This is a genomic window from Streptomyces sp. WG5 (genome assembly GCF_049974565.1).
Taxonomy (GTDB): Bacteria; Actinomycetota; Actinomycetes; order Streptomycetales; family Streptomycetaceae; genus Streptomyces.
Genome location: NZ_JBNGGC010000067.1, coordinates 1 through 12,814 on the forward strand (window position 1 = coordinate 1; position 12,814 = coordinate 12,814).

Annotated in this window: 6 protein-coding genes and 1 pseudogene; 5 read left to right on the forward strand and 2 right to left on the reverse strand. The window is 68.7% G+C overall.

Annotated features, from left to right (window positions below; genetic code table 11):
- The 3 genes from ACP4IX_RS35520 to ACP4IX_RS35530 form a co-directional block, all read left to right on the forward strand.
- On the forward strand, window positions 1-2,308 hold a 2,308-nt coding region (locus ACP4IX_RS35520), incomplete at its 5' end, for a hypothetical protein (RefSeq protein ID WP_426558709.1).
- A 290-nt stretch (window positions 2,309-2,598) separates the two neighbouring features.
- Window positions 2,599-3,144, forward strand: a complete 546-nt coding sequence (locus tag ACP4IX_RS35525) for a hypothetical protein (protein ID WP_426558711.1) — start codon at window positions 2,599-2,601, stop codon at window positions 3,142-3,144.
- Between the two features lie 726 nt (window positions 3,145-3,870).
- Window positions 3,871-4,302, forward strand: a complete 432-nt coding sequence (locus ACP4IX_RS35530; RefSeq protein WP_426558713.1) for a hypothetical protein — start codon at window positions 3,871-3,873, stop codon at window positions 4,300-4,302.
- 36 nt (window positions 4,303-4,338) lie between these two features.
- On the opposite strand, the gene ACP4IX_RS35535 is transcribed toward ACP4IX_RS35530, so the two are convergent.
- A complete protein-coding gene (locus ACP4IX_RS35535) occupies window positions 4,339-5,358 on the reverse strand; it encodes a translation initiation factor 2 (RefSeq protein WP_426526814.1) in 1,020 nt (339 codons plus the stop codon).
- Window positions 5,359-5,714: 356 nt separating this feature from the next.
- Here ACP4IX_RS35535 and ACP4IX_RS35540 point away from each other — a divergent pair, with 356 nt between their 5' ends.
- Together ACP4IX_RS35540 and ACP4IX_RS35545 are read left to right on the forward strand one after the other, a co-directional pair.
- Complete coding sequence (locus ACP4IX_RS35540) at window positions 5,715-9,926, forward strand: hypothetical protein (RefSeq protein ID WP_426526812.1); 4,212 nt, start codon at window positions 5,715-5,717, stop codon at window positions 9,924-9,926.
- Window positions 9,923-11,308 carry an esterase/lipase family protein gene (locus tag ACP4IX_RS35545; protein WP_426526810.1) on the forward strand — a complete coding sequence of 462 codons (1,386 nt, stop codon included), beginning with the start codon at window positions 9,923-9,925 and terminating at the stop codon, window positions 11,306-11,308. Before ACP4IX_RS35540 ends, ACP4IX_RS35545 begins: the two co-directional genes overlap by 4 nt.
- Before the next feature lie 263 nt (window positions 11,309-11,571).
- Here the strand turns inward: ACP4IX_RS35545 and ACP4IX_RS35550 are convergent.
- Window positions 11,572-12,655 (reverse strand): annotated as a pseudogene (locus tag ACP4IX_RS35550) (IS630 family transposase).
- Between the last annotated feature and the right edge of the window lie 159 nt (window positions 12,656-12,814).

A 12,814-nucleotide genomic window follows, 5' to 3' on the forward strand; every position in this document is an offset into this window, starting at 1 on the left:
CCCACCTGGTCGACGGCTGCCTGACCGCCACAGGTCTGGCTCTCACCCCACCGACCCCGCCGTGAAAACCTCAGTAGGGCCCGATCATTCAGCCATCCCCCAGCCCGGTGAGCCGGAGCCGAATGGATCCGGCGGCTGGCGGCCGCCGTGGCGGCGGCAGGCGGACCGGCCAGAGAACTCTCCCCCGAGCGGCGTCCTGCCGCAGGGCTCGTCGGAAGGCCCGCACGCGGGCGCAGGCCCGGCGGATGCCGTGCCGGATGTACTCCTCACCAACGGCGCCGGCACTCATCTGTACGGCAGAGTCGACGTGGTCGCCGGCAGCATCAACAAGTTCGTCAGCCAAACGCGCAAGCTGGACCTGCTGGAGGGCGTGCGGATCGATCGCGGAGAGGTCCTGAGCCGGCCCTTCGTCTGCGAGGGGCAGTGGGCCGAAGCCTGGCAGCAGGCACTCACCCCGGAGGCGCCGCGACCGCGGCAGCGTATGGTGATTGTGGTGACACCCCGTTCCTTCGGCGCCACGACCTTCGCGTTGCGGCTTCTGGCCGAGCACACCGACAGTACGACCACGCTGGTCAAACTGGACGGGGACTGGAATGCGCCGAGCCAGGGGCGGCTGCCGTTGGAAGAAGAGCACGCCTACCAGCTGGACCTGAAGGATCCCGAGAGCGACCGGCCGTCGGCGGATTTCCTCGATGCCCTCAGCACATTCGCCGACCACCTCGGGGATGCCCGTTCCTACCTCGTGCTGACGGTCGCCCAGGAGCTGTGGGACGACCGGCTGACTACCCGCAAGGGTGTACAGGTCGTGTATCTCAGCGAGCCTCCGGATGCCCTGCGGGTGGTGGAAACCCGTCTGAAAGCGGCCGGGCATGCGCCGCTCGTCGCCGACCTTCGCTCCTTCCCGAAAGCCGTGGCCTCGCTGCGGGGACTGCACGCTATGGCAGCCGTACGCGCCGCGAACACCATCGTCATGACGTGGCAGGAGCACAAGCGCCTGCAGGACGCCCGCACCTCAGCGGCCCTCCCCCGGTCTGCACCGGCCGACGCCGATCTCAGCCTGGAAGACCGCATCACCGCAGCGCTGTCGGACTGGAGGGATCACCTCGACGGGCTCTTCGGCGAGGTGGCGACCACTCACGACAATGCCAAGGGCTCCCTCACGCTGGAGGACCGCTGCCTGCTGCTGGCCCTGGCGGTGCGCCAGTCGGCTCCCCTGCCGATCGTGGCCAGCACCGCACGCGCCCTACACCAAGCCCTCGCCCCGAAGGACGCGGGCACCAGGTCGGGCCTCTCACCCACTCAGAGTTCCTTCGCCGGCCGCGGGCTGCGCCGCCGCATCCAGGACGTCGGCGCAGCCGTCGGCTCCCAGGACACCGTGCTCTTCGACCGGCCCGCCTACGGCCGGGCCATCCTCGAGTACGTCTGGGACAACTACGAGGCCATCCGCGAGGCGATGCTTGCCTGGCTCGTGCAGAGCGCCGCCGGCTACAGCACAGCCGATCTCTCGGTTGCCGCCCTGTCCGCCCTGGTCCTGCGCCACGGCACGACCGCCCACCTCACCGCCCTGGGCGCCATCGCCCGCGAATCCCACCCCGACCTCCTCAGCGCCGTCCTGGGCGTAGCCGTCCACGACGAACACGTCGGACGCCTGGCCTGGGACGTTCTGTACCGCTGGGCCGAGCAGAAGCCCTACGCGCCCACCGTCATCTCCACTTGCCGCCGCGTCCTGCACGACGACGCCGCCAACGCGTCAACGGCGAAAAGGGCCATGGTGCGACTGCGGCGCATCGCCCACACCACCAGCGAGCCGGACCTGCGCCGTGACGTTCTCAAGGCCTTCGAAGAACTGGCCAGCCGGCCCACGGGCACCGCCCGGCTGGTGGCCGAAGTCCGCGACTGGCAGGAGTCCCAGGCATCCGCGAAGAGCGGGACCTTGGCCTTTCTGGCCCTGATGCCCGTCCAGGACGACGGCATGCCCTGGCTCATGTCCGACCGCGCGCCGGACATCGACGTCCAGCGGGCCTTGCAGGACCTCCTCAGCAGTCCGGACACGACGGCCGAGGCCATCCCGTACCTCACCGAATGGATCCGTACGTGCGCGCCCGACCCCGCCTCCTACGGTCGCCTGCGCGACCAGCTTCTGCCGGCGCTGCGCGGTCACAACATGTTCCACGCCGGCATGGAGCTGATGAAGGCTCTGGCCGACGTCACCACGCACCAGGGTGTCAACGCCGGCGAGGACTTCTACCAGCACCTGGTCGACCACCGTCTGCAGCCGGTGTTCTCTCTCACGAGGGACCCGGCATGAGGTGGCCCTGACAGCGGGCGGAACGCACCACCACCTGCCCGCTTCCACGGCTGCTGGCCAGCGCGACCCCCGGCATCCCGTTCGAAGCGGTCTACACGCTGCGCTGGCGTCCCACACTGCGCCTGCGCCCCAACCTCGACGACCTCGTCCGCGCCGACGTCCATCAGAAGCCCGCCGCGACGGCGGCACGCTGGGACGCCGCCGACCTGCCCGCTGCCCAGGACGCCCTGAACGCCGCTTTGGGCGCTTCGCACGGGGGCAACCGCCACTATCGGATCCTGGCAACCCAGGTGGTGTTGCGTCTGTCGCCGGAGTCCCGGGAACGTCTCGCGCAGCGCACAGCGGACACCGAACGCATCCGGCGCCTGCAGTTCCTCAAGACACACCTTTACGACCACCCCGGCCTCGTCGTGCTCGACCGTCTCGAACGCCACCCCGGACGCCTCCCGGACGAGGAGACTGCCGCGCTGCAACGCCTGGCCCGCACGATCAAAGGCTGTGACCAGTGGTGGTATCCGCTGCTGGAGCAGTGGGAACAACTCGGCGACGGCTTCAGCGATGCCGACAAGCAGCAGCGGGCGATGCTCGCCCTGCTCAACTCCGTCGCCGCGCTCAACGGCAGCGCATCATCCGCGGCGCAGGCGCCCGCCAACAAACGTTCATCACACGGCCCTTGGCACGTGGCGAACAAGGACTACCACCGTGAAGCTTGTCCTTTGGAGAGCCGTGCTCTCCCCCCTGACCAGCCTGCAGGCCCTGCTCCTGCAACGGCGAAGCAAGACGCCGCTGTCCTACGACACGGCCTGGCGGCAGGCCCGCATGCTGCACGCACCTGACGAAATGGTCTACCGGCTCCACGGACACCACGCCGCCCCCGTCCCGTCCGACACGCCTGACCCAGCCCGCCCGTCCCCTCCCGACCCGACGGCGCGACCAGAGGGCGGACCGCGCTGAGTACGCGCTCGGGAAATCCGCCTCCTCCCGGCCGGCCTGCACGCTGCTTCCGCAAGAAACCAGAGCCACGCAGACGGCGAGTGAAACTGCCGGGCGCCCCGGGGCTGGCGACAAGCCTGGGCGGGTCACAGCAGCTGTACATGCTCCAGGCTGGCCCGCAGTACCGGCGAGGCGTCTTCGACGACGTGTCCGTGCTCCAGGCTCTTGAGGATGACCTTGTCCTTGGGTGCACGGTCCACGTGGAAGGTGGACCACAGCCGGCACGTAGGACAGTCCCGGCCGACCAGGAACGGGCGCAGGAGCGCAGCTCGTGGTCACTGTCACGCATGTAGAGGCTGCCGGCCTCGAGATCGTTGCGGGGCACCGTCATGGTGCGGGTCGGCACGACCGGATGATCACCTGTCAGCTCACCGTATTCGAGTGCGGCAGTCCGGGTGAGTGCATCCCAGCGGACGGTCGTGAAGTGCAGGAGAGGCCAGTCCGCGAGAAACCTCGCCGCCTCCAACAGGCAAGTCAGGTCACCGGCCCAGGCTGGATTAGCCCGGCGCGCCATACCTGGGCCTGGGAGAATGAAGCGTTCATTCGTGGCACGAGTCGCAGGGGGACGCATGGCCGAGGACGTAGTGGAGACTGCGGTGGAGAGCGGAAGGTCGGCCGAACTTCTGCCGGAGGCCCTCTCCAAGGAGATGGATCGGGAGATGCGGCGCTGGCGAGTCGGGACCTTCAACTACGGATTGACGTACTACCTGAGCCGGATCCTGCTCATTCTCGCCAGTGCTGTCGTGGCCGCCGACCAGAACCTGGGCGGCGGCCACGGGAGTTGGCTGATCAAGTGGGTCCCGGCGCTGGCGCTGATCGTCGCGGTGATGACCGCGGTGGACACCTGGCTGAAGCCCCAGCAGAAGTGGCACGGTTTCATGGAGTCACGGGACGCCCTGGCGGACCTCATGATCCAGGCCGAGGCCGGGATGCCGACCGATCAGGTTCGGGCCAAGTTCCTCAAGCTGCGCCAGCAGCATCGGGTACGGAACATCTTCTGATCGTGTATGGGCCACCGATGCGACGATGCAGTGACGTCACTCGGATTCCTTGAGCCGCTGCAGCGCTCGGCGCTCGGCGGCCTCCACGTCCAGCCGGCCCGACGGGTTACCGCCCCGGGCAATGACGGCGGCCCGGACCAGAGCCAGGTAGAACAGGGCAGGCGCGCACGGCGTCCAGAGCTTGTCCGGGTCCTTCTCCAGGAGGAAGTCGAGCACGCTGTCGGGATCTGCCGGAACGAACCTGAACTGGTCGTGCTCCCACTTGTCCTCGATGCCCCGGCTGCGGCGGGCGGTGAGGTCCTTGGAGCTGAGGTCGGTGAGTACGGCACGGTAGAAGGCGGCCCACTGGTGATTGCGCAGGTCGAGCGCAAAGGCGAGCAGCTCCAGCTGGACGTTGTCCCCGTCCTGGACGGCGAGTTCCTCACGGAGGGCGCGGTACGCCACGGCGCTGAGGCTGATGGGCTTGCCGTCCTTGGGGACGTCGTGGATTGCGGCGAGTCCCTCGTTGACCGAGGAGTTCCAGCGCTGCTTGTTGTGGCCCTCGACCTGCACGCTTCGGCGTGCGAAGACCATCTTCCGGTCGCGTCCCGTCTCCACGGCGACGTTGACGCCGAAGCTGCAGGAGAGGAAGGACGGCGCCTCCACCGGGTCGGAGTTTGTCAGGTACTGCGAGCGCAGGGTGGCGGAGGCGTCCTGCTCCTCCAACGGCCTGTCCAAGTTGATGGATGTGGCGAGGAAGTCGTAGTAGTCCGCGTCGCACAGGCTGATCCGGACCTGGGGTTCCTCGTCCTCGTCGGTCCGGGAGGAGATGACACTCTCGACGGCGAACCGCGGGTTGTTCCAGGCGAAGCGCTCCCCCGCCGCCTGCTTGCGCTTCTGCTCGGCTTCGATCTCCTGGCGCCACTGCTGGACCCTCACCGGAAGGTCCACCCTGCGAAGACCCGCCTCGTAGATGATGGTGACGTTTTCCTCGCGGATCGGGCGCGTGCCGTCTCCCTCGAAGATGTGACAGTCCGTCTCCGTGTCCCCGATGACGAACGCGTCGCGCTGATTCATTCGGCTTCCTCACCTGCCGTCCAATAGTGTGAGATAGCACACATGCCTTGGTGTGAGATGTCAGGTTGCCACAAGCCATTCTGTCCGTGGGCGGGTACGTGGGGATGGACTCTGAGGGGAGAGCCCCGGTGATGGAGCGTGCGCAGGGATGGGATGGTGTGGTCGCCACCGTCGTCATCGACCGGTACCGGGGGGACGCTCAAGGGGCCAGGGGCCGTTCTCGCCTGAGGTCGACTGCGGCGCGCTTCGTCGAACAGACGCGACGCCTCGGGTTCCATGCCCCTTCGCTGAGTCTGGCCAGTACGGACGTCGCGACCGCGGCGCCCCTGGCTGCGCGTGAGGGGATTCGTGCGTTCGTGCAACGACTGCATCAGCAGGCGGTGCAGCGGAGGATCCTCTACTGGACGGGGCACGGCGAAGTCGTCGGCGATAGCTTCTACCTGGCCTGCGAGGACAGCTACGAGGCAGGACGGTTCGACTCTGGCCGGGCCGTGGAGGCCGCGGAACTGGTCGCCTGGCTCGCCGAGGACGCCACGGACACCCTGCTCATCCTGGACGCCTGCTTCGCGGGGGAGGCAGTACGGGGGCTGAGCGCCCAGGTCGAGAACGCGCGCGATCTGATGCGGCAGTCTGGTTCCCTCGCCGGATTCGCTTACGTCGCTACCGCCGAGGCCCGGCAGGAAGCGGTGGAGGGCCATTTCGTCGAGCGTCTCGAAGAGGTGCTGTCGAATCCCGCCTTCGTCGTGGGTGAGAGCGAGAGGATCTTCAGCCGGCACAAGGACACCGTCGTCTTCCAGCACCTCATGCTCGGCGTGCAGACTCTGATGCGGGGACAGGCACCGGTCTGGCGCGAGGTGCACACCCTGAGCCCCGAGTTCCTGGGCAATCCCCACTGGTCCCCGAGGGTCAACGCCGCGCTGCGCCCGGAGGACGACGAGTCCTGGATCGGCAGGGAGTTCCGGCGCGGGGAACTGCCCGTCTTCTCCGACTCCGGCGAGAGCTGGCACCTGCGCGACTTCGCCTCGCGACACCGGGTGGTCACTGAAGTGGTCGACTGGCTGCGCATCCAGGAATCGGGGATGTTCACTGTCACGGGAGCGTCGGGTGCGGGCAAGTCGACCCTGCTGGCTTATGTGGCGCATCTGACGGTAGAGAGCTTCGTCGCCTCGCTGCCCGCGGACCGCCGGCCGCGAAACCTGCCCGAACTCCGTTCGGTGAACGCTGCTCTCCACTGCCGGGGCAAGACGCTTGCCGCGCTCTGCGAGGAGTTGACGGAGCGTCTGCGGCCCCTGGGCCTGGCGATGCCCGACGGGGCGCGACCATCCCCGCCTGGCTGTGTGAAGTCGGTCAGGGACCTGGCTGGCCGAAAGGGCAGCCTCACCTTTATGTTCGACGGACTGGACGAGGCTGCGGCCGGTCACTCCTTCGACATCGCGAGAGGCCTGCTCAACCCGCTCGCGGCGCAGCCGGGGGTACGCGTGGTGGTCGGTACCCGGGCCAACGCGCGCCGCAATCTGCCAGGTGATCCGCCCGCCGAAACCCTGCTGGAAGTCCTGCACTGCGTGCAGCCACTGGAGCTGGACCGGTCGGTCGAGGTCGAGCAGGACATCGCTCGCCATGTGAAACGTCTCCTCGGAGAGGAGAACTCCCCGTACAACCGGCTGCGGGACGCGGCGCAGACGCGCAGCGCGGTCGCGCGGTACATCGCGAGCCGCAGCAGCGGTCTCTTCCTTGTGGCCACCCTGTGGGCACGTCGTCTCGCCCAGATGCCCACGCCGGTCGACGAGCACCAGCTCGAACAGGAGCTCCGGAGCGGCACGGCCGTCCTCGACTCCCTGCTGACGGAGGAGTTGGACCGGCTCGACCCGCAGGACCCAGGCCGTATCCGGGACTTCATGCGGAGCCTCGCGCTTGCTCAGGGAGTCGGGCTGCCCCAGCCGGGAGTGTGGCTCGCCGTGACCAACGCAGTGCGGGACGACCCGGCCGGCAGGGAGTACGACAGCTCGGACCTGAGCACCGTGATCCGCGCGGCCACGGGCGTGACGATCACCAAGGACGAGGAGTTCGGCAAGGAGGTCTACCGCCTCCACCATCCCAGTTTCGGCGCCCATCTGCTGTATGGCGAGGCGGAGCAGAGGCAGCAGCACCGTGCGGTGGTCCGCGCCCTCACCCCTCGCGAAGGTGCGGGCTGGCAGGACGTCGAACCCTACGTCGCCCACTACCTGGCGGCGCACGCCGCTCTGGCCGGGGACGACGCCCTCGAGGAGCTGGTGGCCGACCACCACTTCCTGGTGGCAACCTCGCCCGACGTCCTGGAGCCGCTGGTCGCCAGTCGGCTGGCGACCGCTCAGCAGAGCGCGTTGTACCTGCGCGTCGCCGACCACTTCCGCAGACATCCGTCGCCGCCGGCGCGATGGGCGGTGTTGCGGGCCACTGCCCTGGCCATGTTCTCCCCCGAGTTCTTGTGCGACGTGCCGAAGCCCTCCTCGGTGTTCTGGGACGACGTGTGGAGCAGCGCGGAGCGGCTTCCGCTGCGGCGGAGCCGACCCGCTCCCTCGGGCGGGGCGCTGGCGGTGCACTGGGAGACTGACGGCGACGGGATCATCCACGTCGCCGGTGCCGGTGAGATCACGTCGTGGACCGAGGACGGGCGCAAGACGCGGACCAGGACCACGGGCCCGGCCACGTGGACCTCGCCCCCCGTGCAACGGGGGGTAACGGCTTCCGGACGGGGTGAGAGCCGGGTGATCGCCGCACACGACAGCCAGTGCGTGCGGATCTGGCACGGAGACCACAGATACCCGGTCGAGGAGCTGTACTGGGGAGGAACGCCGAACGCCCTCGACTCGGTGCGGCGGGGTCGGGACGTCTTCCTCGCCGCGGTCGACCGGACCGGCACATGGGTGTGGCGGTGGGACTCCTCCATGGAGTACGCCCGGGGGCGGTTGGGGCGGCCGTTCCACGTCTCCGCGCAGGTGCGCTGTGTGGCTCTGGCCGTCTCCGGTGGGCGGGTCGGGGTGGTCACGGGCGGCCCGGGGGGCGTGACCGTGTGGGAGGTGCAGGGGTTGAAGACCGGACAGAACCGGCTCGCGCGCACGCGTTCCCTGACCGACGGCGCCGAGGTGGTCAAGGGGGTGTCGGTGCTGGTTCCCGGGGACGGACCCGAGGCCGTGATCGCAGCCCTGGACGGCCACACGCTCCACGTCTGGCACACGGAGGACCTCTTCCACAGCGAGGCGGAGCTCCGGTTCCGCGCCCGCAGCGCAGGAGGGTCTGTGATCCTCGGGCGCGGCCCCCACGGCGTGCTGACCGCCGTGCAGGAGAACGCCGAACTCCATGTGTGGGACGAGTCCGGCAGGGAGTTTGTCCCCCTGCCCTGCGACCACGGGCACGAGTCCCTGGCCTTTGACCCCTCGGGAACCGGCCGCCTGGCGGTCGCCGATGACACCCGGCTCCACATCTGGGAGCCGCACGCTCCCTTCGAGGCCGGAGACGCCGCCCGGGCACGCCTGCGAGGGCGCGTCGCCGAAAGCCCGCAGCTGCGGCTGGTGCGAGACTCCGACGGAACCATGCTCCTCGCCCGCTCACAGGGCTTCGACGTGCTGCTTAGCCTGCACACCACATCCGGCCGCGTCGTCGAGGGACCACGGCTCCCGCACTCGCACCAGGTGACTGCCCTCGCCGCCACGAGAGCCGGTGAGGGATGGGTGACCGCGGCGGTCGGTCACCGGCACGTGGTGCTGTGGAGGCTCGGCCCGCGGCTGGAGCTCCTGGGGACCGAGGAGTTCGACCTGCCGGGCGCGTCCGACCTGCGGACGCCCTCGCTCGACCTGTCCGTCACCGGCATGGGCCGGATGCGCATGATGTGGCCATCCGGGCAGAACGTCGTCACGTGGGAACGCGAGAACGTGGAGCGCGGCGGCCCCTGGCGGGAGGAACACACCTTCGTGCTGACGGCCTCGGGCTCCGTCCAGCAGCTGGAGGTGGTCGGCGTGCCCGGCGGCCCGTCCTGGCTGTCGCTCTGGGGCGGCGACGCAGTCCGGGTCTGGAACCTCGCCAAGCCCGACGCCCGGCCGGAACCGGTCGACTGCCCCGGCGCGAGGGCGGTCACGACCGGTCTGCTGAGACGGGCGGTCCGCTCTGTTCCCCTGGTCGCCTACGCGACGCCGTACACCGTGCGGTTCCGCGAGTGCGACGGACGCATCGGCAGACCGATCGCCCTTCCGGAGCAGCCCGGTGCGCCGCTCGACGGGCTCACCCTGGCCGGGCCGCCGGAGCGGCCCCTGCTCGTCGGCTGGAGCCGGGAGTCCGGGAGCCTGCAGTTCTGGGACGTCAGGCAGGAACGCAAGCTGGAGCCGATGGAGTCCCGCGGTTACGAAGTGACGAGTGTGGACTCCACCTACGACGGACACGACATCACCCTCATGATCCAGGGCATCGCGCAGAAGAGCCTTCGCTGCGACCAGGTGATCCTGCCCTGGCCGGTCGACGAGGGCGGTTCGATGCCACGGGTCGTCCAGCAACGAGGGGCGGAGACCGCCCATAAGGACAGGGAGAGCATTCGGTGAGAGGCGATCTCGTCGTCGTGGTCCCGGGAATCATGGGCACGGCCCTGACCCGGGACGGGCACGACGTCTGGGACCTGAGCCTGCAGGCGATCGGCGGCATTCTCGGGTCGGCGCGGACGAAAGAGATGCTCAAGCTGCAGAAAGACATCAGGGACGATGATCCGGAGCCGCCGCACGCCCTGGACGTGGGTGGTGCCATCTTCGGCCCGCGCCTGCTGCCCGGCCTGATCTCCGACATCGGATACGCCGGCCTGCGCAGGAAGCTGGGTATCGAGGAGGACAGGTTCGTGGTCTTCCCCTACGACTGGCGGCTGTCCAACCGCAACTCGGCCCGAAAACTGCGGCGATTCGTCGACGAACGGCTGTCGCACTGGCGGGAAACGGCCGACCCGGCACTGTATCCGGGAGCCGGGGACGCCAAGGTGGTATTTCTGTGCCGTTCCATGGGCGGCCTTGTCGTGCGGTACTACACCGAGGTCCTCGGCGGATGGGAGAAGACCCGGTCGGTCACGACGCTGGGCACGCCCTTCTCGGGGAGCGTGAAGGCGCTGCGGTTCCTGACGGGACAGGCACGGTGGGTGCCCGGACCTCTCAACGAGCAGATCCGCGAGATCTGCTCGACGTATCCCTCGCTCGGGCAGCTGATTCCCACGTACCGGATCGTGCTCGACCCGGAGGATGGCAGGGTCGCTCTGGACAGCCGCACCCCGCTGGAGGGAGTGGACCCGTGGATGATCGAGGAATCAGGCCGATTCTTCACGGACATCGACAACGCCATCCAGAAGAACGACGCCCTGTACGGGCGTCATCGCTACGCCCTGTTCGCGTTCGGGGGCGACAAGCACCGCACCGATCAGGCGATCTCCTTCCCCATGGGGAGCAAGCCGAGGTTCCACTCCGACTTCTCGAAGTCCACCGATCTCAATGACCGGTACCTGCCATCTCCACGCGGTGATGGCACGGTGTCGCACCTCGCACAGACCCCGCCTGAGTGGTCGAGTACGGGCCAGCCGCTGTGGCTGGACAGCAGGCACGCGGATCTCATGAACGCGGACAAGGCCATCGAGCAGCTCAAGCGCATCTGTGACGATGTACCGCTCGCCCAAGCGCTGAGTTCCGAGTACCCGGTTGGCGTGGAACTGCCTGATGTCGCCGTCGCCGGCGAGCCGTTCGAGATGTGGGCAACGAACGCCGAGGCCGCGTTGCGTTTGCGGGTGCGGCGCCTCGCCGAGAACGGCAGGTGCGTGTGGGACGAGGAGATGCGCCCGTGCGGCGACGGGACCTTCCGCGCCGAAGCACGCGCCGAGTCCGGACGGTGGACACTGGAGGTGTATTCACCGACGGTCAGGTATGTGTGTCGGGACGTGATCCTGGTCGTGTGACCGCATCGACCCTGGACCCGCCCTCACGCGGGGAACCGCCTGCCCACCCACCGCCACGCAAACTTCAGCACCCCGCGCCTGCCGCTGCGATCGCAACCGCCGTCCAGCGCACCGTCACGCCACGAGTTTGAGGAGAATGAGGCTAAAGGCGCTGGCCATCGTAGCGACGAGCATACGAAGCCACGGCTCCGACTCCTACGCCACTGACTCGCCCAAGACATCGACGCCGGACACCCCAATCGCCAACTACTGACTTCGGCTCGTCAGGGTGAGGTTGGATCGTCGAGGGTCAGGCCGGTGCCTGCTATGAAGCCGTCGAGGGTGGCCGGCCGGTACTGAAGGCGCTTGAGCCGGTTGCGTACGAGGGCTTCGAGCCGGTCGAGGGCGACGACGGCGAGGTTGGCCAGGCTGCGTTTGACGTGTGCCCATACCCACTCGACCGGGTTGAGGTCGGGCGAGTACGCGGGCAGCAGGAACACCGTCAGCCATTCACGCTCGGCGATCAGCTCGCGCATGGCGTGGGAGACATGGGTGTTCAGTCGGTCCCACTCCAGCACGATCGGCGCCTTGACGAGCTGGTGGGCACCGTCGATCAGTGCGATGAAGTCGCGTTCGCCCATGCTGCGGCGCTTGCCCCTGCCCTTGCCCGCGGGGTGTGTGCGCAGGCGGTGGCACAGCCGGGTCCGGGAGCCGGGGCGCATGGCGATCAGCCCGGCCACCGACAGCCGTCCCGAGCGCCGCCCGCTCACCGTCACGACCGGGGTGCGACCACGTCGGCCCCAGGTGCGGCCTCTGGGCGGTCGGCGGGTGAAGCCTGCCTCGTCCTCGAAGCAGATGTAGCCTCCGCAGGCCGCCCTGGTTCTTTTACCTCGGTCCAGGTCGCCTCCTTCCACACGGTCACGGCCCTCTCGTCGCGCTCGGCGACCTGCCGTGCGGGGACCTGCGGGCTGAAGCCGAGCCGGTGCATCAGTCTCGTCGCACCGGAGACGCTGTAGGAGACGTGGAACTTCCTGCCGATCAGCGTGGCCACCCGAGCGGCGGTCCACACCTGGTCCTCCACCCAGCCGTGCGCGGCCGGCCCCTGCTCGAGGTACATGACCAGCTTCTCCAGACAGCGCGGCGACAGACGGCACCGCGATCCGCCCGGACCACGCGAGGCCAGAGCCTCACGACCGCCGTCCCGCCACAACTGGTGCCACTGATAAGCCGATTTCAGCTCACCCGCAGGCGCCGTGCCACCTCCGGCGGCTTGACCTTCTGCTCGAACAGCTCAGCCGCCTGCATCCGCACCGACTCCCGGCGCCGACGTCCCGCAGCGGTCAGCCCGCCCCCATCCGCATACCTCACATACCACGGAATACAGGCACCGCTCCAGGCCCTTCAGGGACTTCGCCAAAGTTCACCCTGACGAGCCGAAGTCAGTAACGCGCTCACTCGCCAACCGAAGCGCTCAGTCACACCGGGCGCGCGGGCTGTTCGGGGCGCGGCTGCTACAGGTCGAACTCG

Bases quoted from the DNA above. Each gene is read 5' to 3' on its own strand.
- ACP4IX_RS35530 (WP_426558713.1), top strand. From the start codon at position 3,871: ATGGCCGAGGACGTAGTGGAGACTGCGGTGGAGAGCGGAAGGTCGGCC.
- ACP4IX_RS35535 (WP_426526814.1), bottom strand. From the start codon at position 5,358: ATGAATCAGCGCGACGCGTTCGTCATCGGGGACACGGAGACGGACTGT.